The sequence below is a fragment of the Desulfovibrio desulfopostgatei genome (assembly GCF_053570645.1).
The window spans coordinates 2,415,984-2,436,432 of the sequence record NZ_JBRBQS010000002.1 but is presented as its reverse complement, the minus strand read 5'-3'; the positions used below and the strand labels follow the sequence as shown (position 1 = coordinate 2,436,432).

Sequence of the window (20,449 nt, the reverse complement as noted above, 5' to 3'; positions counted from 1 at the left end):
TGTAATTTAAGGAATAACTTATGGATATCAATGAAGTAAAAAAAGAAGTGCTGAAGTGTAATGAAGAAATACATGATATATATGCCCCGTATCATACCCAGTCTGTTCCATATCAATGTCGAAAGGCGACAAGGAAATATATTTTAAAGTTTATCTTGAAGCAGCTAGAAGCAAATGATGTCTGTCTTCGTAATAAGAAAGTTCTGGAGATTGGCTGCGGAACTGGTACTTTTGCTGCTTTTTTTCAAGAGCAAGGCGCAAACTATGAGGGGATGGATATTTCTTCCGAGATGCTTAAATTTGCACGAATAAATCATCCGAGTGTTAGTTTTTACAAATCTTCGCTTGAAGATTTTAGCCGCAGTAATCCAGATCAATATGATGTTATCATCTCTTCATCATTTTTGCATCATCTCGTCAATATCGAGGAGGGAGTAGAGCAGATTAAAAGTATGCTCCGCCCAGGAGGTGTCTATATTGCCGTGCACGAGATGATTGAACACCGTCAGACAAAGCTAGAAATTTTTGATGAAGAATTGTCATATCTATGGGGGTATAATGGTTATGCTTCCGTTAATTTTATTGATCGGTTGAAAAGATTCATCGGAATCTATAACCCATTCACGCTATTTACAGCTGGTATGAAGACAATCATAAAAAAACTACTACGTTGGGAAGATAAAGCAGCCAATAGAACATCTCCCGGTGAGAGTTCAATCAATTATCTTGATTATCAGCTTAATTTTAATTTTAATTTGGCAGAAAATAAGAATTTATTGAAGTGCGGTGTAGTCATTCCGTATTGCTACTATAATTTTATTGAGTTGCGCCACATTTCAAAAATTAGTAACCATCATTGTTATATAGCTAAAAGAGAAATGTGATGGTTAAGCGTTTTGCTGTACAGCTCTTTGGTCATTTGCGCACATTTGAGCAGACTTTTGCAAGCCTCAAAGAAAAAGTCCTGCTACCGAATAGCAGTGATGGATATTCAATCGATTTTTTTATCCATACATGGGACGAGCTTGACCATACAACCGTGAATTATCGTAACCCGGATGGAAACTCGCTCACGGGTGGTCCGTTGCTTCCACAGCATGTTGAGCTGGCAACAAAGCTCTACACGCCCAAAGCACTAGCGGTCGAACCGCAGCGCGATTACCCTGATGTGCTCATGACGGAGAGAGTAGGGCGCGGACGTTTCAAGCGATCAATACGGGGTTGCGTCAACATGGCCTATTCCTTGTATCGATCTTCCGAGTTACGCCGTTCGTATGCTGCGGAGCACGGGATTGAATACGATTGGGTGATTGTGACCAGACCGGATATTTTTTTTAAAACAGAGTTCCGGCTGGATGAAGTTTTTGGTGCCCACGCCAGAGAAGGTTTTGAGATTCCTCCCAAAGGCCTTTTTTATGCCTTTAATCCTTTTGGGCGTGGTCAAATGATTGAAGAGCCGCAGTTCTTGACAGGTGCGGATCTGTTGTATGTTGCCAAGCCAGAAAATGTCGATTCAGCCACTTCGCTATACCCTGAGTTTGCTGCCAATATTGATGTGAATAATTTTTATTGCATGGAGGTTTGGTGGGGGGATTTTTGGCGACGCCAGGGTTTAACTCCCTACCCGCTTAACTACAGGCATGGGCCGGATTTTGATGTCATCAAGACGGCTGACTCACCAATCTTGCGCCAGAATCGGTCTCTATCAATAAAACATGCCATCAAAAGATGCTTATTGTATGTTGTTCCATATGCTTTGGCCAAAAAAGTTTTTCATAGCATTGACTAGGTATAGCTATGAAAAAAATAGCAATACAGCTTTTTGGGCATTTGCGGACGTATCGTAAGACGTACAGTAGCCTTAAAAGATTTCTTGTGGATGCGAATGTGAGTGACGGGTGCCAAGTTGATATCTTTATCCATTGCTGGGATCAAATTGAAGCTGTGGATCATACATGGCATAACGAAAATGCTTCGCATGCTGGAGTCATTATATCTGCTGCAGAAATGCAACAAGTCCAGCAAATATATAATCCGGTTAGGTTGCAATTTGAAACGCAAACTGATGGCAAGCGGGCGCGCCATAGTCAGGAAATGGTTAATCATCTGCGTTTGAAGTATGAAGCCGAGAATCAGAGTAAATATGACTGGGTGGTTATGACCAGGCCTGATATCCTTTTTCTCACACCATTCCGAATTAATTCATTTTTAAAGAGCTATGATGGAGAAGAGCTAGGGCAATGGGGACTGCCTGATGATTTTGTTTTTGCAGCAAATAATCTGTTTACGCGCATGAACATCGCTGATCCAAGGCATGTTTGCGAGTGTGACTTGCTGTGGTTTGGAAGGTCTGAGGCTATGCCTTTTCCTAAGTATGGCGAGGCAAAAACCATATGTCTTGATTATCGTTTGAACAAAGACTTTTCTATCTGTCGTTTTCAGTCTAACAGGAAGCGACTTTTTGAAAAAAAATGGCACGCCAGTAAAGCTACAATAAAAAAAATTATTGCCAGGATGCGGCACTGTGCAGGCCTGTAGTCGTGATCTAAAAATAATTTTACTTCCCCCTTGCGGAGACATTTGTGCGTAGCTTTGATGAAATAGGGATTTCCGTCATAGTTCCTATTTATAATTCTGATCAGTATCTCAATGACTGTCTAAATTCTCTGATAAACCAGCAGTATACAAAATTTGAAATCATCTGTGTCGATGACTGTGGAACGGATACCTCTATGGAAATTGCCCAGCAGTTTGCCCAGCAAGATCCCAGATTTAAGATTTTGCGCCATTCCTCCAACCTTGGTATGGGACCTGCACGCAATGCAGGTCTTGATCATGCAAAAGGGAAGTATGTATTTTTTCTTGATTCAGACGATTTTTTGCACCCAGCCGCGCTTGAGCATCTCTATAGCACGGCAGAAGCGGATAAAGCTGATGTTGTTATTGCAAAAACAAATGTATTTGCGGACGGTGACGATGATGAATTAAAGCTTCGTGCCGCAGGTCATGCTGTATACTTAAGCTATACAGCTTTTTCCTGTTTTCAGGTTTCATCTGATAACTGGACAGAATCTATATCCAAGATTTCATGCGTTGCATGGGGAAAGCTTTTTTTGCGAAGTTTTCTTGAAAATAATAGGTTGCGGTTTATTTCTCAGAATATTGTTCATGAAGATAACGGCTTTCAACTAAAGCTTCTTTCATGTTTCCCATTGGTTTCAGCAATAGATGCTGAAGCTGTTTACTATAGAATTCGTCGCACATCATTAATGTCAAAAGTTGAAGAGAAAGGACAAGAAAAAAAACGCGTTGATAATTTGAAAATTGTCTTAAATGATACTTTTGATTATGTGAAGCTCCATAATGATGCTGATGTGTATGAACGTTTTGTTAAATCTGTAATGCAGTCTCCTGATTATAAGTGTTTGAATGAATCGCAGAATCCAGTTGCTATGGTATTCGCTAAAATTCTATCAAAATGTAAACGTATTATTAAGCGTGTTAATACGTGTGTCAGAAAAGTATAACAGATCTCTGAAGTTACCTTGAGCAAGAGCATATGTCTAATTGGGACCCTGAGTTACCCTGCTAAAGGAGCATCCTTGCGGTAGCAACTGGGGTCAAGGAGATTGATTTTTGACAACTCTACCGAAAGTTTCTGTAATCATACCTGTACACAATTCTTCCGAGTTTCTATCTCCATGCCTTGAGAGTGTACTCGGCCAGACTTTGACGAATATAGAAGTCATTTGTATTGACGATGCTTCTACAGATAATTCTCTTGATGTACTTACACAATATGCTGCGCATGATTCTCGCCTTGCCATAATTTCCCTCCAGAATAACGCAGGCCCTGGGGCTGCCAGAAATATCGCACTAGACAGAGCAACTGGTAAGTATTGCATTTCGTGCGACAGTGATGATGTCTATCCGCCACATGCGCTCGAAAAACTGGTGGTTGCGGCCGAGGCTGAGAATGTACCGCTATGCGGCGGAAACATCATTTTCATGGATTATGCGCTGAAGCGAATCCTTGGTGTTGGCGACTGCGTGGCAAGCACGCAATTCTTTGAACGAGCGGTTGTTAACCCTCGGGAGTACCCCCCAGTCAGGCTCGCGGTGTATCATCCGCGTTACCTCATAGAACGTGAGTTTTTGAATGCTCACGGCATCCGCTATCCTGCTTTGATGCGGGGAGAGGACCCACCCTTTTTGGCGAAGCTGTTTTGCATTGCAGAATCCATGGTAGTTCTGCCAGACGTCGTTTACTTTTATCGTGGAGCGAAGCCTGGAGTAAATAAACTGCTTCAGGCAGATGCGCTGAACGACTACATGGAGCATATCAAACTGACGCATGACATTTATCTGAAATATGATGACGTGGCCGGGGCTTGCTTGTTTCTTGCCCTTACTGTTGAGAATATGTGCTGCTTCAGCATTTACTCCAAGTTTACGCAGGCGCAGCGGAAGACAGTGCGGGATATTTTGCTCCGCCGTGTGAAGATGATGACTCCCCTTATCTTTGAACAGGACTATGCACCGTATCCCATGGTTGCTAGAGAGATTGAAGAAAAAGTAGCCATGCTGAAAAAAGGCCCCAATTGCTATCTGGCTTGGATTTTTTTTAAAAAAATCAATAGTTTTTGCAAAGGGTTGGCCAGAAAATTTTTAGGATGTAATTTGGGGAAAAGATAATGCACGTTCTTCAAGTCGCGGCAGCACTAAATCCTGATTCTGCTGCAGGGAGGCTTTGCACCGCCCTGAGGCATGAGGGATGTCAGATTTCGACGCTTGCCGCTTTTCCACCGGGCTTTTCTGATGGGCATTATTTTTCAAAGGCAACGTTGGCAAAGTGGCGCTCCCGTTTCGGGCAGGCCGTGTTGCGCCTGTATCCACTGAGGCAGCGCAATATGCCATGGACAACGCCCCTTTGGGGTAATAATTTAACCCACTGGGTTCAAGAATTAAAGCCAGACCTCGTTCATATGCATTGGGCTGCGGCATCCACCATAGATTTTGTCAGTCTTAGAAAAATTTCTGTTCCCTTGGTGTGGACGTTCCATGATGTTTGGCCCATTTCTGGTGGATGTCATTACAATATGGAATGCACAAAATGGCGGATTGAATGCAATAAATGTCCGCTCTTGGGCGCTAGTCTCCCAGGATTTGATCTGGCCAAACTGCTTTGGAATTATAAACATCAAGCTTACAGACAGGCGAACATTGAGGCTATTTGCCCGAGCCGCTGGCTGGCTGATATGACAGCCGACAGCCCCTTGTGGTGTGGTAAACCGGTTCATCATCTTGGCAATGCCATAGATATGAATCTGTTTGCCCCGGCAAATAAAGCCGAGATGAGACGCTTGTGGGGCATCCCAGAGGACAAGCCTGTCATCCTTTTTGGCGCGACAGTCTCCACAATTCCTTACAAAGGTTTTCACCTGCTGCTGCAGGCGCTTGAATGCCTGAAAAAACAGGGAACGGACGCTCATCTGGTTGTATTTGGTGAAAATCCTGCAGCTAATGACTTGAATTTTCCAAACACCAGCGTGGGGTTTGTGCGTGATCCCGTCCGCCTGGCTACTCTTTATGCTGCGGCTGACGTTTTTGTAATACCATCGATGCAAGATAATCTGCCTACAACTGTTTTAGAGTCCTCTGCCTGTGGAACCCCTTGTGTGGCTTTTGATATTGGGGGGATCCCTGATATGGTTATCCATAATAAAAATGGGTATTTGGCCAAGAAGTTTGACGTTGCGGACTTGGCGTATGGCATAAAGCTTATTCTGCAAAACCCGGAACTGGCTCAGCGTTGGGGCAGTAATGCCCGAGAGCATATTTTTTCCAATTACGAAAGCAGCATGATTGCTCGTCAGCATATTGAATTGTATCAGAGGATCATTCGGCGAGGTTAGCTTGAAAAAACTCATTGGCTATTCGCTTTGGGGCGATAATCCCAAATACACTGAGGGCGCGGTTGTCAATGCGCTGCAAGCCCCTGAGGTGTATCCCGGATGGACCGCGCGTTTTTATTGTGGCGACTCCGTTCCGGGCGATATCGCAGACCGCCTGCAACAAGCTGGTGCAGAGGTAATTCGGGTGCGGGGCATTAACGACAACCGCGGCATGTTCTGGCGTTTTTGGGCTTTGGCTGACGAGGATGTTGAGCGTGTCATCATGCGTGATACTGATTCCCGTTTGACCCCCCGCGAGAAAGCCGCTGTTGATGAATGGGAGCGCAGTGGCCTTGCAGGGCACATAATGCGCGACCACCCATACCATGGCATGCCCGTAATGGGCGGCATGTGGGGCTGCAAAGGCGGTCTGTTTCGAGATATCAAAACAATGATCGAGAATTTTTCTCCCACAAGCGCACATAACCAGGATCAGCTTTTTCTCGAGAAAGTCGTTTACCCCCGGCTGATCGAAGCTGGGTGCTGTGTCCATGATCCTTTTTTTCGCTACGAAAGCACCGCCCGTCCTTTCCCGACTCCCCGGCAGGGGTACGCCTTTGTTGGCGAAGCAATAGGCAGCGATGGACAGCGGGAAGATCATTGGCAGATTTTGCGCGAATATGAGCAAAATCCCTTGCGGCGATTGCGGTTTGCCTGCAAGCGGCAATTACTTGCCCTGCGATTGCGCCTCTTTGGCAGAATCGGCTAATGCCCACGAATTATACACGCAGGATGCAATGAGCCTTACGATGAATGAACTCGCGCCGGAACTTTCTATAATCATTGCTGTATGCAATGCAGCCAAGCTCCTTGATGAAACCTTGGCTGGCTTTCCTGCCCGCGCCCCCTTTTGTTATGAGGTTGTTATTCAGGATGCAATGTCGGGTGATGCGACGGAGCAGGTTGTTCTAGATCATGCTCAATTGCCGATCTCTTATGAGCGCGCCCGCGACTGCGGCATTTATGATGCATGGAACAAGGCACTTCCCCGCGTGCGCGGCAAGTGGGCCATTTTTCTGGGTGCAGGCGATAGTCTTGATTGGTCTGCTCTGGCACAGTGCGTGTCTGAGCTGCGACTGTTGCCCGACTCCGTGGAATATTACGCAACCCCTGTGCAGCTCGTAACTCTCAGCGGTTCAGCCCTGGAGCTGATGCACCCATCTGCCAAGCCAAGGCGTGATCTGCCGCAGGGGATGAGTCTGCCGCATCCAGGGTTGTTTCATCGCAGTACGCTTTTTTCAGTGCACAAATTTGATGCCTCTTGTCGTATCGCAGGGGACTATGATTTCTTATGCCGCACTCTGCGTGAGGATAATGTCCGTCTGGGCTGCATCCCCTTCTCGTCCATGCTCACCGGCGGTGTGAGTGGCAACATGGATTCCATGTTTGCCAGCGAGCGGGAGTTGCTGCGGCTTTCAAGAAAATATTTTCCTGAGTCGGTTCAGCTCAAGCCTTTGCTGCGGCTTGCGCGCAGCGGCGGCTATTTGGCGGTGCGCAGGCTTTGCGGTGCCCGAGTTGCCGGATATGTTGCGGATATGCCTCGCCTGGTTCAAGGCAAGCCCCGGCTGTGGAGTCTGCCCGAGCAAAAAACTCTTATCAGCTTGCCGCCGATACCTGATCAGCCATCTATTGATCTGCTCGTGGCAACAATTGGGCGGGCAAATGAGCTTGACCGCCTGTTTACGTCACTTGAGGGACAGTCGTACAAAAACTTCCGGATACTTCTGGCAGATCAGAATCCTGCGGGGTATCTGGATAATATGCTTGCCCGCCATTCCGGCTTGCCCATTACTCGCATTATGCTGCCCCCGCAGGGAGTTTCAGTTGCCCGCAATGTCTTGCTGGAACAAGCCAAGGCAGACATCATCGTTTTTCCTGATGATGATTGCTGGTATGCGCCGGACACCCTTGAGCGCGTGTGCGAAATGTTTGCCGCCTATCCTTCTTGCGGAGCTTTGCTGGGAGTGTGGACGTCATCGCCCAATGTTTATGCCTCAGGAGTGGCCGAAGGGATCGTTAGTCGGGCGGGCTTGTTCCAACTTGCGGGAACATGCGTACAGTTCTACCGCAGAGAAGCAGTGACTGGCATCCGCTTTGATCCCCTGCTTGGGCCCGGGACCGGCTTGCCCTACGGTTGTGGCGAAGACACCGACTACCTTTTGTATGCGCATGCCCGCACAGAGGTGCGCCGGTATGCGAAGATTCGGGTGTTTCATCCTTCGCCGAAAGAACATCAGCCCTCGCCGCAAAAAGTGGCAAGCTATGCAGCCGGACGCATGTATTTGCTGAAAAAGCACGGTTTTTCATGGCTGTTTATGCTGTTCAATGTGCTGTACCCTCTCTGCCTGGCCCCCTTGGACGCCCTGCGGCACGGAAGGGCGCAGGGCGGCTATCGATTGCGCATGTTCGTTGAGCGTCTGCGCAACTGGCATTAGCCAGCGGGGGAATAGCGGCAGCGTTTAAGGCGCAAGGGGAATGCCTCCATAGCCCGCCTGTGAGGCGTTTGCTCGTGGAGCGGGAGGTTGCTCATTTCTCTCTTTTCAATGCGCTGCCATTAGTGTAATTTTTCTTGTTGCATTGCCTTGGCGCGGCTGCACAATGCAGAGCCGTTGGATGTATGCAGGCTGCCATTCAGTGGAAAGCCCGGATACTGCTCGCTGCCGCCGAGGCCCACATGCCCAGGCCGTCTGAAAAAATGGTATGGGCCTGAAAGGAAAGCATGCTGATTTTTGTGTGATTATTGTTTTTTGTGAAAATCAGGTGCTCACAGAGTGTTCAAAGGTGTTGCAGCGTTACTGTTCATGCGGCATGTTGGCCCACGCTGCGATGCGGACTTTTTTATTTCACACAAGATTGCGTCTGTGGTTCCGCATAGAAGGAATCCAGTAGTATTGAGGACAATCAGATGGTTTCATTTGAAGACCTGTTGGCAAAGAAATCTTCCGTGGCTGTGGTTGGTCTGGGTTATGTGGGCTTGCCCCTGGCTGTTGCCCTTTCCCATCACTTTGATGTCATTGGCTTTGACATCAACGTGGCGCGGGTAGATGCACTTAACAAGGGACACGATGCCACCAATGAGGTTGATGATGCTTCCCTTGCCGCCAGCACGGCCCGTTTTACCAGCGATGCTGCCGAACTTGCCAAGGCGGGCGTGATTATCGTAGCTGTGCCTACCCCGGTAGACAGTCACCGACAGCCCGATCTTACGCCTGTTGTGGGCGCTAGTCGCACGGTTGGACGCCATATGCCCAAGGGCTGCGTGGTGTGCTATGAGTCTACGGTATACCCCGGCGTTACCGAGGACGAATGCATTCCCCTGCTGGAAAAAGAATCCGGCATGCGCTTTCCTGCGGATTTTACCGTGGGGTATTCACCCGAGCGCATCAATCCTGGTGACAAGGTTCACCGGCTTGAAACCATCCGCAAGGTTGTTTCCGGCTCTGACGCCCCCACCGCAGACCTGCTGGTTAAGGTCTATGGCGCGGTGGTGACGGCGGGCATCCACAGGGCCTCGTGCATAAAGGTGGCCGAGGCCGCCAAGGTTATTGAAAACACGCAGCGCGATATCAACATTGCCCTGATGAACGAGTTGGCCCTTATTTTTAACCGTATGGGCATTGATACGCTGGAAGTGCTTGAAGCCGCAGGCAGCAAGTGGAACTTCCTGCCGTTCCGTCCGGGTCTTGTGGGCGGGCACTGCATTGGCGTGGATCCCTATTACCTGACCTACAAGGCCGAAGAAATCGGCTGCCACCCCGAGGTTATCCTTGCGGGCCGCCGCATCAACGACGGCATGGGCAAGTATGTGGCAGAAATCTGCGTCAAACGCCTCATCAATGCGGACAAACACGTCAAAGGCGCGCGCGTGGGCCTGCTGGGCTTTACGTTCAAGGAAAATGTGCCTGACATCCGCAATACCCGCGTGGTGGACATCATAGCGGAACTGAAGGAATACGGCATCACGGCTCTGGTGCATGATCCCGAGGCCGATGCTGCGGAAGCCCAGCACGAATACGGGCAGACGCTGCTGCCCCTGAGTGACCTCAAAAATCTGGATGTTCTTATCTTGGCTGTATCGCACGAGAGTTTCCGCCAGCTTGATCATGCGGCCATGCGCGCCATGTTTGCTGGCGATGCGGTTACGCTTATGGATATCAAGGGTTTCTGGGACAAACAGGAAATGCTTGATGCCGGGTTTGATCTCTGGAGGTTGTAATTTGAACGCGCGCATGCCCTGTCAGCTGGTTACCGGCGGTTCGGGTTTTATCGGGTCCTGTTACGTCCTTCAGGCCCGGCGGCAGGGTGTGCGTGTGATTAACCTCGACAAGCTGACCTACGCTGGCAATCCTGCCAATCTGGCAACGCTGGATGACGATCCGGATTACGTCTTTGTACGCGGCGACATCGGCAATGCCGAGCTGGTTGCCTGGCTGCTGAAAACCTTCCAGCCCGATGCCATCGTGAATTTTGCTGCGGAAAGCCACGTTGACCGTTCCATTGTTGACCCCGATGCTTTTGTGCGCACCAATGTGCTGGGTACGGCCACACTGTTGCGAGTGGCTGCCCAGTGGTGGCGCACTCTGCCTGCGGAGTGCGCATCAGCCTTTCGTTTCCTGCACGTGTCTACCGATGAGGTCTATGGCGCGTTGCAGCCGGGCGATCCGGCTTTTACAGAAGCGACCCCTTACAGCCCCAACAGCCCATATTCTGCGTCCAAGGCCGCCAGCGATCATATGGCGCGCGCTTTTCACGAAACCTACGCCCTCCCGGTGCTGCTTACCAATTGTTCCAACAATTACGGGCCGCGCCAGTTCCCTGAAAAACTCATTCCCCTGATGATCTGCAATGCCCTTGACGGCAAGCCTTTGCCTGTCTACGGCAAGGGGGCCAATATTCGCGACTGGCTGCATGTAGAAGACCATTGCGCTGCCATAGCCCGTGTGCTTGAGGCGGGCAGGGTAGGGCGGTGTTACAACATCGGCGGGCATGCGGAAAAGACCAATCTTGAGGTTGTGCTGGCCGTGTGCGCCATCCTTGACCAGTTGGTACCCTCGGCTCGTGGCCCTTATGCCGATCAAATTGCATATGTGGCCGACAGGCCAGGGCATGATTTCCGGTACGCCATAGACTGTAGCCGAATAGAAGCTGAGCTTGGCTGGAAGCCGAGCCTCAAGTTTGATTCCGGCCTGCGTGAAACCGTTCGCTGGTATCTTGAAAATTCCGCGTGGGTTGAAAATGTCCGCAGCGGCGCTTACAGGGAATGGATTGCGGCCAACTACGCCCATCGCGCTTGCGGTGAGGCCAACTGAAAGAAGGGGGCGGCATGAGTGGCTGGAAAGGCATTGTTCTGGCAGGGGGCTCTGGTTCGCGTCTGCACCCATTGACTCTGAGCGTGAGCAAGCAGCTCATGCCCATCTATGACAAACCCATGATTTACTACCCGCTGTCTATTCTGATGATGGCGGGCATTCGGGATATCTGCCTTATTTCCACCCCAGAGCACCTGCCCCTCTATAAGGCTTTGCTGCATGACGGCTCGCAACTGGGCTGCAATTTCAGCTACATAGTGCAACCCCGTCCTGAAGGGTTGGCCCAGGCTTTTTTATTGGCGGAAGACCACATTGCGGGGCACAATACCTGTCTGATTCTGGGCGATAATGTTTTCTTCGGCCACGGTTTGCCGGCACTTACACACGCTGCCATGGCCCGCGAATGCGGAGCGACCATTTTTGGCTACCATGTGCGCGACCCAGAGCGTTACGGCGTGGTGGAATTTGACGATCAGCGGCATGTGGTCAGCATTGAAGAAAAACCCGCCCTCCCCAAATCCAACTTTGCTGTGACAGGCCTGTATTTTTATGACCAAAAGGTACTGGATATCGCCCGTGCCGTGCGCCCCTCTGCCCGGGGAGAACTGGAAATCACGGACGTGAACAACGCCTACCTGCAACAGGGCGATCTGCATGTGGAGCTTATGGGGCGGGGCATTGCCTGGCTTGATACCGGCACGCATGATTCCCTCATGGATGCAGGGGCCTTTGTGCAGGCTGTGGAAAAACGCCAGGGGCTCAAGGTGGCCTGTCTGGAGGAAATAGCCTGGCGCAACGGCTATATTGATGCGGACGCCGTGCGCGCACTGGCAAAGCCCATGGCCAAGACAGGTTACGGGAAATATCTTCTTGAACTTGTGGATGCGGGGATTGGGCTGTGGAAGTAGTTCAGACGCCGATTGCCGGGGTGCTCTTGATCAAACCCAAGGTATGGGGTGATCAACGCGGCTATTTTGTGGAAACCTGGCAGCAGCAGCGCTACGAGGCGGCAGGCATTGATATGCCCTTTGTGCAGGATAACCATTCCATGTCCGCTCGTGGCACTCTGCGCGGCCTGCATTATCAGAAAACCCGCCCTCAGGGCAAACTGGTTTATGTTTCGCTGGGCAGTGTATTTGATGTGGCTGTGGATATTCGGCGAGATTCGCCCACCTTCGGCAAGTGGTTCGGCGTAGAGCTTTCGCAGCAGAACCAGTGGCAGATGTGGGTACAGCCCGGCCTTGCGCACGGCTTTGTGGTAACGAGCGAAATCGCCCACTTCCACTACAAGTGCACAGATTACTACTGTCCAGAGGACGAAGCGGCCATCCGCTGGAACGACCCGACCTTGGGCGTTGTCTGGCCCGTGGACGAACCTCTGCTTTCCGCCAAGGATCAAACAGCTCCGTTGTGGGCTGAGGCCATGCAGGCCGCAGGCCGTTGAGCCTCTAAAGGCTGGCAGCGGCATACCCCCATCAGGCTTTTACCCGCTTGAGCGTGCGGCCGCTGCATTTAATCACGCGGGCATTTCAAGATAGGGGTCGCTCTGGGCCAGATAGTTGCCCACATAATCCGCAATGCCCTGTTCCAGCGATGCAAAGCGCACGGGGCAGTTTGTTTTCTGCATCCAGCTCATATCCGCTTGGGTGAAGTTCTGGTATTTTCCGCGCAAGGCTTCGGGCATGTCCATATATTCGATTTGAGGCGCTTTGCCCAATGCGGCAAATATGGCACAGGCCAGGTCGTTCCAGCTCCGCGCCTTGCCCGTGCCCACATTGAGAATGCCATTGGTTGCCGGATTTTCAAGCAGCCAGAACATTAACTCCACGCAATCCTTCACGTAGACAAAATCGCGCATCTGGCCGCCGTCGGCAAAATCCGGCGTGTTTGATCTGAAAAGCCGCAAACGCCCCGTAGCGCTGATTTCATGAAAGGCCTTGCAGGCCACGCTGCGCATGTCGCCCTTGTGGTATTCATTGGGGCCGTAGACGTTGAAAAACTTGAGGCTGGCCACGCTCTCTGTAAGTTTGTTATCCAGCAGCCACAAATCAAAAAGGTGTTTGGAATAGCCATACATATTCAGGGGCTTGAGGCGGCGGGTCGTTTCAGCCCTGTCAGAGAAGCCCAGTGAGCCATCCCCGTAAGTGGCAGCTGACCCGGCATTGATAAAACGTGCTCCATGTTCCAGGGCAAATCTGCACAGCTCCACAGTATAGGCCGTGTTGTTGGCCATCAGAAAGTCTGCATCTTTTTCTGTGGTGGAAGAACAGGCTCCCATGTGCACGATTGCCTCTACCTTGCCGCCCAGCGCGTTGCCGCGCAGCATTTCCAGAAATTCAGACCTGTGCGCATAGCGGGCGTATCGCCGGTTAACGAGATTCTTCCATTTTTCCGTTGAACCGAGGTTATCCACCACCAGTATGTCGGTTATGCCTGCCTGGTTCAGCCGCCAGAGCATGGCGCTGCCGATAAAACCTGCGCCACCAGTGATAATATACATACAAACCTCATTGATTCAGCATGTGGGCTCCTTGCGGAGCACGGCGGAGAGCCAGCGTTGCGCAATCGCGCACTCCAAACATATCCCTGCCGGGCCAGACGCGTCAAAGCTCGCTCCGGGCCTGATCCGGGCAGGGCATTATGCGGTTGCGCGTATCTTTGCCCCTGCCACATACCTTTTCGCAAGAAATTTTTTGGCGAAGGGCAATGGCAAGGGGAGAATATTGCAAAGCGGCTGTTACTGCTATAAGAAATTAAGTATAATTCCTGCAAGAGAACCAGCGAGGTAGCCATGGTCAAATATTTCCACACCGCTTTCTGCTGCCTGCTTTTGCTGGCTCTTGCTCCTGCGAATCTGGCACTGTGCGCTACAGATTCTTCCACGGCAGCCAGCGCCGACCCCATTACCATTGTCTGCATGAAGGACAACGAGCCGCTGTCTTTTGTTTCAAAAACAGGAGAACCTGTCGGCCTGATGATTGACCTGTGGCGACTGTGGGGCGAAAAAGTTGGCAGACCTGTGAGATTTATCATGGGCGACTGGCAGGATTCTCTTGATGCCCTCCATTCGGGGCGGGCCGACATCCACTTCAGCATGTATATCACTCCCGACAGAGCCCGCTGGGCAAAGTTTGGCCCGGCCATTTCTCCCGGTATGGGAGGGCTTTTGCTTTCAACCTCTGCCGGGCAAAGGATTACTGACCCAAGCCAGTTGGGGGATGCGACAATTGTCGTGCTTGAAGGCTCGTTGCAGGAAGATTACATGCGGGAGCATTTCCCCAGGGTTCAATTGATGGTGGTGCGCAACGGGGCAGAAATGTTCATGTCGGTGGCCAACGGGCTGGCAGACGGCATTTCGAGCAACTTTCCTTCGGCTTATGGCACCATTGACCGGTTGGGCCTCAACAGCTTTTTTATGCCTCAGGCATTCCCCCTTTTTTCGCGCAACCTTCATCCGGCTGTGCTGCGTAACAGGGATGACCTTGCCCGGTTGATGGATGAAGGGCTTTCGCGCATATCCCGCGCTGAAATGGTGGCGCTTGAAGAAAGGTGGGTCCGTAATCCGGCGCACCGCGTTTGGGGCGACATGCCTCGCTCCCTGCTGCTCACCCCAGCGGAGAGGGAATGGCTGGCAAGCCATCAGACCCTGCGTGTTGCCCTGGAGGATGATTGGCATCCCATTGAATTTATGGATAGCGAGGGCACATACAACGGCATTGGTATGAACCTCATGCAGGTTGTGGGGCGATACCTTAATGTTGCCATACAGCCTGTTTCTTCCAATGTGCTGAAAGAAACCACAGGCCCCCGCCGGGCGGACGTGGAGCCTTTTCTGGAAGGCACGCCGCCAGAGGGCGGCCCCTGGCTGTTTACCAATCCTTTTTTGCAGCTGCCGTTAGCCGTTGCAACGCTTGACTCCGAGCGTTTGGTCACAAGCCCTGGCGATCTGGCCGGCAAAAGTGTGGCGGTGCATGATCATGCAGGCCTTGCAGGGTATTTGCGCGCCCAGTTGCCGCGATCAAAAATCGTGGAGGTCTCCAGCTTGATAGAGGGCCTTTCTGCGGTGCAGGGCGGGCAGATCGATGCTATGGTGGGCATTGCACTTTCTGTGGAATATGCGGTGGTGAACAAAAACCTGCGCGATCTGCGCGTGGGCCTGCTGCCGCAGTTGCAGTATTCCGCCCGGGTGGCCGTGCGCTCAGACTGGCCGCAGCTTGTCGAAATCATGAATAAAACACTGGACAATATCCCCCATGAGCAGATGGCCGCGATCATGAAGCGCTGGGCCAATCTGCGGATTGAGCGCGCCATGAACTGGATGCTCGTTTTGCAGATCGGCGGGGTGGCGGCAGTGTTTCTGGGCAGCCTGCTTGCGGTTATTTTGATCTGGAACCGCAAGCTCGCACAGGAATCGGCAGAGCGGCAAAAAGCTCTGGAAGCGGCCAGAGCCAGCGCCTCAGCCCTATGGCAGCGCAAACAGCAATTGCGCAGCATTGTGGATAACCTGCCAAGCCTCATGATGCTTAAGGATTCGCAAGCCCGCTATACATCATGGCGAACAAGTTTTTTGAAACATTCACGGGCTATGCCGAATCCTACGTTGTGGGAAAAAACATAGCCGATCTGCTTTCCCCTGAACTTGCAGAACAGGGAATGCGCTTGGACAAACTGGTTATAGAAACCGGTAAGGTACATAAAACTGAAGAAGTCCGGTACGATGCCGTTGGCGAACAACATATTCTGGATGTTGTGCGCGTTCCGCTGTTTGAGCCAGACGGTACAGTTTACGGCATGGTCTACATGGGGACAGACGTGACGGAACGCCGGGCCGCAGAACAGGCCCTGCGCCGCGCCCAAATGGAAATGTCACAGATATTCAATGCTGCGGGCAGCGCCATGCGGGTTATTGACCGCAACTATATAGTCAAGGAAGTCAACGATACCTACGTAAACTGCTTTGGTTACTCGCGTGAAGAAATGGTGGGGCACTGGTGCGGCGAATACCCCAGTGGAACTGATTGCGGCTCTGATTGCGTGGGCAAGCGCATTCTTAACGGCGAGCCGCGGGCTGCCATCCGCCAGCAGAGGCGAAAAAAAGACGGTACATGGGTATTTTGCGATCTGGTTGCCACGCCATTTCTTTCGCCGGATGGCGAGCTGCTTGGCATTATTGAAGATTGCCGGGATATTACCGACCTTGTGGAAAGCCAGCAGGCGGCAGAACAGGCCAGCAAGGCCAAGAGCGAATTTCTCGCCAATATGAGCCATGAAATCCGCACCCCCATGAATGCTGTTGTGGGGCTTACCCATTTGACCCTGCGCACGCCTCTTAATGCAACACAACGTAACTATTTGAAAAATATTGATAGTTCCGCAAAATCCCTTTTGCGGATCATTGACGACATCCTGGATTTTTCAAAAATTGAAGCCGGTCGCATGGACATGGAATATTTGGACTTTAACCTGGAAGAAGTCCTTCTGGGACTATCGAGTCTGGATACAACCAAGTCTGGCGGCAAAAATATTGAGCTTTTGTTGCGTATCGACCGGGAGGTTCCCCTGTTTTTCAAGGGCGATCCTCTGCGGCTGGGGCAGGTACTGGTCAATCTTGTGGGCAATGCCATCAAGTTTACGCCTGCTGGCGAGGTTGTGGTGCGCGTTGCGCTTGAGGAGCAAAAAGACCAGAAGGCGCAACTGCGTTTTACCGTGGCAGACACGGGCATTGGCATGGGGCAAGAGCAGCTGGACAAGCTGTTTCAGGAATTTACCCAAGGGGATTCATCCACAACACGGCGTTTTGGCGGCACCGGCCTTGGCCTTTCCATCAGCAAGCGGATTGTGGAGATGATGGGGGGCGAAATAGGCGCAGAAAGCGAACTTGGCAAGGGCAGCACGTTTTACTTTACCGTCAATCTGGACTTGCAGGAAAATCCCCAGCGAAAGCCTGTCCCGGCCATGAAAAACCTTTCCGAGCGCAGGGTGCTTGTGGTGGACGACTCCTTCTCAAGCCGCGAAATACTCCGGCAAGAGCTGGAAGATATGGGTTTGCGGTCCGGCACGGCTGACTGCGGCGATGCCGCGCTGGAAGAACTGGTGCGCGCCGCCGAAAGCGGCGACCCCTATGATCTGGTGTTGATGGACTGGAAGATGCCCGGCAATAACGGCATTCAGGTGGTGCGGCTGCTGCGCGGATGCCGTGAACTGTCCTATATCCCTACCGTCATCATGGTCACGGCCTATGGGCGGGAAGAAATTATGGAAGAGGCGCAGGCCGAAGGCATCAGCCATTTTCTTATCAAGCCTGTCAGCCCTTCTTTGTTGCAACACGCCATCCTGGATGTTTTTGGGCAGCGGGTAGTTGATGAAGATTCATCCGGCCTGCCCCAGGAGTTGCGCATTCCGGCAAAATACAGAGGCCGCAGGGTGCTGCTTGCCGAAGATAACGAGGTTAATCAGCTGGTGGCCAAAGAATTGCTGGAATCAGCTGGCTTTGTTGTGGATATTGCCAGTTCCGGTCTTGAAGCGCTGCAAAAGGCGGAAGGAACAGATTACACCATGGTGTTTATGGATATCCATATGCCTCAGATGGACGGCATTGAAGCTGCAAAATTGCTTCGCGCCCAGGCGCGTTATGCCCACACGCCGATCATTGCTCTCACCGCCGACAGCATGGTGGGCGACAGGGAAAAAAGCCTTGCAGCGGGTATGAACGACCATCTTGCAAAACCCATTGATCCCTACCGCCTGATTGAAGTGGCCGTGCAGTGGCTGGAATGGCGGGCAGATCAGATTGGCCATGCTGGTGATCCAGGCCAGTCCACTCAACCTGAATAAGCCAGAACAACTGGAAATAATCTGTAAAAAGCGATGCGGTCGGCAAGCCGACCGCATCGCAAAAAAGTTCGCCCTCGCAAGAGCAGCAGATACAGTTACAGCAGCGGCAGCCGCTGCACTATCCAGACTGCCACAGGAGCCAGAGCGGCAGTAAGAATGCCTGCCAGAATCATGGCCAGGCCGCCCATAGCCCCCTGTTCCTGCCCTTCCTGCAAGGCAGCGGCTGTCCCCTGAGCATGCGAAATTGTGCCCATGGTCAGGCCGCGCGCAAAGGGATCCCTGATGCGTATGACGTTCAGCCCCCACAAACCCAAAAGGGAGCCGAGCGTACCGGTAGCCACTACAAAGGCCGCAGTCAGGGACGGGATGCCGCCATACATTGATGCCACCTCCACGGCAAAGGGGATGGAAACCCCCTTGGGAAGAATGGAAATTACCACGTCTTCGGGCAGGCCGCCCAGTCTGGCAATAACCCCGGCAGAGAGCATGGCTGCAAAGGCCCCCGCGCACACGCTTGCAAGAATGGGCAAGGCATTGCGCAGCAGCAGGTGTCGATAGCGGTACAAGGGCAGCGCAAGGCTGACGGTTGCCGGGCCGATGAGCAAGGTCATGACCTGCCGGGCTGGCTCATAGGTTTCATAGGGAACATCGCACAGTACCAGCACGGCAATAACTATGGCGGCGCTGCCAGCCACGATATTGATGAGCGGATGTTTGTAACGCATGTACAGGCTGCGCACCAGCGCGTATGCCAGCACGGTGCCCGTCACGCACAAAAAAGTGTTTATGATCTGCATGGTGCTTCTTCCTCTTTCTTTTCAGGCGCAGCGCGGCGCAGGGCTCTGGCCATAAAACCCACAATCACCAGCGGCAGGGCGGTGCTGCCCACTATGGCAGCCGCAAGCACCCATCCGTAATCATAAAAAACGCTCCCCCATTGCATCAGCCCTACCGCAATGGGCACAAAAAAGAAGACCAGATGCTTCAGTAGAAATTCTGCCGCCATGCTGATGTGGCTTTCTTTTACAATGCCGGTAAGAAGCAGAAAAAACAGTACGATTATGCCCAGCACATTGCCGGGGATGGGAATGCCTGTCAGCCTTGTGAGATGATCACATCCCCAGAATATGGCTGTCAGAATTGCGGTCTGCCAAAGCAGTTTCCATGTTGCGCGCATACGGTATTCCTGATGTTCGAGGTTGCTGCCGCCTCCCGTTACCGCTGGCAGAAATTTGGCAAGTGAGGGTTTTCCTGCCAACGACAACGGGCGGCTTGCGGCATAAGTTATGAGATGATAGTCGTCATAGCAAATGAATAAAAATGAAAGAAACAGTCATAAATGGTGAATAAATGGAAGTCTCAGACCTGCGCACATTCATGGCCGTCATGGAAACCGGCAGCATAAGCCATGCCGCAAAGGCTTTGCACCGGGTGCCCTCGGGCGTTACCGCCCGCATCATGCTGATGGAAGAAGAGCTGGGCATCCAGCTGTTTTTGCGGGAAAAAAAGCGCTTGCTGCCCACAGCAAGGGGACAGACACTTTACACCTATGCCCGCCGGATAACCGCGTTGATGGATGAAGCCGAGCTGTGCGTAAGGGGGATGGAGCCGGGCGGCAGGCTACGCATTGGCGCACTGGAAAGTGCGGCGGCGGCGCGTTTGCCCGAAGTTCTGGCCCGTTTGCATGCGGAATATCCCGGCATCGAGCTTGAGCTTGTGATAGGTACCAGCAGTTCCCTGTACGGGGATATTCTGGAAAACAGGCTGGATGCGGTATTTGTGGTTGATGCGCCCACAGATGAACGGCTGGAGAGAATGGAGGCATTTACTGAGCGGTTGGTGCTGATTGCCACCAGGGAGCATCCGCCCATCCATACGCCGGACGACATAGGGCGCAAGGCCGTGCTGGCTTTTCAGGGGGGGTGCGCCTACCGGAACCGGCTGGTGAACTGGTTTCGGGCCTACGGGTGGGAGCCGCAGCATATTGTTGAGCTGGCTTCGTACCACGCCATTGTGGGAGGCGTTATTGCGGGCATGGGGGTTGGGGTGGTTCCGGCATCGGTTCTTGAGCTGTGCCGCACCAACGGCATGCTTTCCGTGCATGCCCTTGAACACCCCCTGTGCAATGCCGTAACCGAGCTTGTGTGGCGCAAGGGCATGGCCTCGGCCAACGTGGCGGCTATCTGTCGCTGCCTCACAAGCTGTGAGAAAAAAACATCTGCCATTCCCGCAGGATAGCTGAGGCGGGCACCCCTCATTTGCCGCCGTGGCTGCGGGACCAGCGGCAAGCCAGAGTCACTCCTTTGGCATTGCCTCAAGACAGCCTGTGGAACGGCCAGTGCTTGCTGTCCA

General features: G+C 52.0%; 18 protein-coding genes. 15 read left to right on the top strand and 3 right to left on the bottom strand.

Annotated elements, in window-relative coordinates:
* Positions 1-20 precede the first annotated feature (20 nt).
* The 12 genes from ACUZ9Q_RS10810 to rfbC all read left to right on the top strand — a co-directional run bounded on the left by ACUZ9Q_RS10810 (position 21) and on the right by rfbC (position 12,707).
* Positions 21-884: a class I SAM-dependent methyltransferase gene (locus ACUZ9Q_RS10810; protein WP_449247864.1), complete on the top strand. Its 864-nt coding sequence runs from the start codon at positions 21-23 to the stop codon at positions 882-884.
* On the top strand, positions 884-1,789 hold the full coding sequence (locus tag ACUZ9Q_RS10805) for a hypothetical protein (protein WP_449247863.1): 906 nt from the start codon (positions 884-886) through the stop codon (positions 1,787-1,789). Before ACUZ9Q_RS10810 ends, ACUZ9Q_RS10805 begins: the two co-directional genes overlap by 1 nt.
* A gap of 8 nt (positions 1,790-1,797) precedes the next feature.
* Positions 1,798-2,538 carry a hypothetical protein gene (locus tag ACUZ9Q_RS10800; RefSeq protein WP_449247862.1) on the top strand — a complete coding sequence of 247 codons (741 nt, stop codon included), beginning with the start codon at positions 1,798-1,800 and terminating at the stop codon, positions 2,536-2,538.
* A gap of 44 nt (positions 2,539-2,582) precedes the next feature.
* On the top strand, positions 2,583-3,527 hold the full coding sequence (locus tag ACUZ9Q_RS10795) for a glycosyltransferase family 2 protein (protein WP_449247861.1): 945 nt from the start codon (positions 2,583-2,585) through the stop codon (positions 3,525-3,527).
* 109 nt (positions 3,528-3,636) lie between these two features.
* Entirely contained in the window at positions 3,637-4,695 is a 1,059-nt protein-coding gene (locus ACUZ9Q_RS10790) for a glycosyltransferase family 2 protein (RefSeq protein WP_449247860.1), read from the top strand.
* Positions 4,695-5,915, top strand: a complete 1,221-nt coding sequence (locus tag ACUZ9Q_RS10785) for a glycosyltransferase (RefSeq protein WP_449247859.1) — start codon at positions 4,695-4,697, stop codon at positions 5,913-5,915. Before ACUZ9Q_RS10790 ends, ACUZ9Q_RS10785 begins: the two co-directional genes overlap by 1 nt.
* On the top strand, positions 5,866-6,663 hold the full coding sequence (locus ACUZ9Q_RS10780; protein ID WP_449247858.1) for a hypothetical protein: 798 nt from the start codon (positions 5,866-5,868) through the stop codon (positions 6,661-6,663). The genes ACUZ9Q_RS10785 and ACUZ9Q_RS10780 overlap by 50 nt, the downstream gene beginning before the upstream one ends.
* Positions 6,664-6,703: 40 nt before the next feature.
* Complete coding sequence (locus ACUZ9Q_RS10775; RefSeq protein ID WP_449247857.1) at positions 6,704-8,389, top strand: glycosyltransferase family 2 protein; 1,686 nt, start codon at positions 6,704-6,706, stop codon at positions 8,387-8,389.
* Positions 8,390-8,859: 470 nt separating this feature from the next.
* Complete coding sequence (locus ACUZ9Q_RS10770; RefSeq protein WP_449247856.1) at positions 8,860-10,170, top strand: nucleotide sugar dehydrogenase; 1,311 nt, start codon at positions 8,860-8,862, stop codon at positions 10,168-10,170.
* 13 nt (positions 10,171-10,183) lie between these two features.
* Positions 10,184-11,263, top strand: coding sequence for a dTDP-glucose 4,6-dehydratase (rfbB, locus tag ACUZ9Q_RS10765; RefSeq protein ID WP_449248138.1), 1,080 nt, complete (start codon positions 10,184-10,186; stop codon positions 11,261-11,263).
* A 14-nt stretch (positions 11,264-11,277) separates the two neighbouring features.
* Entirely contained in the window at positions 11,278-12,171 is an 894-nt protein-coding gene (rfbA, locus tag ACUZ9Q_RS10760; RefSeq protein ID WP_227118891.1) for a glucose-1-phosphate thymidylyltransferase RfbA, read from the top strand.
* Positions 12,162-12,707, top strand: coding sequence for a dTDP-4-dehydrorhamnose 3,5-epimerase (gene rfbC / locus ACUZ9Q_RS10755; RefSeq protein WP_192113711.1), 546 nt, complete (start codon positions 12,162-12,164; stop codon positions 12,705-12,707). The genes rfbA and rfbC overlap by 10 nt, the downstream gene beginning before the upstream one ends.
* A gap of 72 nt (positions 12,708-12,779) precedes the next feature.
* On the opposite strand, the gene rfaD is transcribed toward rfbC, so the two are convergent.
* Positions 12,780-13,763, bottom strand: a complete 984-nt coding sequence (rfaD, locus tag ACUZ9Q_RS10750; protein WP_449247855.1) for an ADP-glyceromanno-heptose 6-epimerase — start codon at positions 13,761-13,763, stop codon at positions 12,780-12,782.
* A 291-nt stretch (positions 13,764-14,054) separates the two neighbouring features.
* Between rfaD and ACUZ9Q_RS10745 the strand changes: the two genes are divergently transcribed.
* Both ACUZ9Q_RS10745 and ACUZ9Q_RS10740 read left to right on the top strand, forming a co-directional pair.
* Entirely contained in the window at positions 14,055-15,881 is a 1,827-nt protein-coding gene (locus ACUZ9Q_RS10745; protein ID WP_449247854.1) for a transporter substrate-binding domain-containing protein, read from the top strand.
* A complete protein-coding gene (locus ACUZ9Q_RS10740; RefSeq protein ID WP_449247853.1) occupies positions 15,815-18,097 on the top strand; it encodes a response regulator in 2,283 nt (760 codons plus the stop codon). The genes ACUZ9Q_RS10745 and ACUZ9Q_RS10740 overlap by 67 nt, the downstream gene beginning before the upstream one ends.
* 95 nt (positions 18,098-18,192) lie before the next feature.
* Here the strand turns inward: ACUZ9Q_RS10740 and ACUZ9Q_RS10735 are convergent, their stop codons facing one another.
* Complete coding sequence (locus tag ACUZ9Q_RS10735) at positions 18,193-18,894, bottom strand: LrgB family protein (protein WP_192113714.1); 702 nt, start codon at positions 18,892-18,894, stop codon at positions 18,193-18,195.
* Positions 18,882-19,274, bottom strand: coding sequence for a CidA/LrgA family protein (locus tag ACUZ9Q_RS10730; RefSeq protein ID WP_192113715.1), 393 nt, complete (start codon positions 19,272-19,274; stop codon positions 18,882-18,884). The genes ACUZ9Q_RS10735 and ACUZ9Q_RS10730 overlap by 13 nt, the downstream gene beginning before the upstream one ends.
* Before the next feature lie 173 nt (positions 19,275-19,447).
* Here ACUZ9Q_RS10730 and ACUZ9Q_RS10725 point away from each other — a divergent pair, with 173 nt between their 5' ends.
* Positions 19,448-20,335, top strand: coding sequence for a LysR family transcriptional regulator (locus tag ACUZ9Q_RS10725; protein WP_297147884.1), 888 nt, complete (start codon positions 19,448-19,450; stop codon positions 20,333-20,335).
* Positions 20,336-20,449 lie beyond the last annotated feature (114 nt).

Coding starts and splice junctions, on each gene's coding strand:
- ACUZ9Q_RS10785 (WP_449247859.1), top strand. CDS start 4,695: ATGCACGTTCTTCAAGTCGCGGCAGCACTAAATCCTGATTCTGCTGCA.
- rfaD (WP_449247855.1), bottom strand. CDS start 13,763: ATGTATATTATCACTGGTGGCGCAGGTTTTATCGGCAGCGCCATGCTC.
- ACUZ9Q_RS10740 (WP_449247853.1), top strand. CDS start 15,815: ATGGCGAACAAGTTTTTTGAAACATTCACGGGCTATGCCGAATCCTAC.
- ACUZ9Q_RS10805 (WP_449247863.1), top strand. CDS start 884: ATGGTTAAGCGTTTTGCTGTACAGCTCTTTGGTCATTTGCGCACATTT.
- ACUZ9Q_RS10800 (WP_449247862.1), top strand. CDS start 1,798: ATGAAAAAAATAGCAATACAGCTTTTTGGGCATTTGCGGACGTATCGT.
- ACUZ9Q_RS10770 (WP_449247856.1), top strand. CDS start 8,860: ATGGTTTCATTTGAAGACCTGTTGGCAAAGAAATCTTCCGTGGCTGTG.
- rfbB (WP_449248138.1), top strand. CDS start 10,184: ATGCCCTGTCAGCTGGTTACCGGCGGTTCGGGTTTTATCGGGTCCTGT.
- ACUZ9Q_RS10775 (WP_449247857.1), top strand. CDS start 6,704: ATGAATGAACTCGCGCCGGAACTTTCTATAATCATTGCTGTATGCAAT.
- ACUZ9Q_RS10730 (WP_192113715.1), bottom strand. CDS start 19,274: ATGCGCGCAACATGGAAACTGCTTTGGCAGACCGCAATTCTGACAGCC.
- ACUZ9Q_RS10735 (WP_192113714.1), bottom strand. CDS start 18,894: ATGCAGATCATAAACACTTTTTTGTGCGTGACGGGCACCGTGCTGGCA.
- rfbA (WP_227118891.1), top strand. CDS start 11,278: ATGAGTGGCTGGAAAGGCATTGTTCTGGCAGGGGGCTCTGGTTCGCGT.
- ACUZ9Q_RS10745 (WP_449247854.1), top strand. CDS start 14,055: ATGGTCAAATATTTCCACACCGCTTTCTGCTGCCTGCTTTTGCTGGCT.
- ACUZ9Q_RS10810 (WP_449247864.1), top strand. CDS start 21: ATGGATATCAATGAAGTAAAAAAAGAAGTGCTGAAGTGTAATGAAGAA.
- ACUZ9Q_RS10725 (WP_297147884.1), top strand. CDS start 19,448: ATGGAAGTCTCAGACCTGCGCACATTCATGGCCGTCATGGAAACCGGC.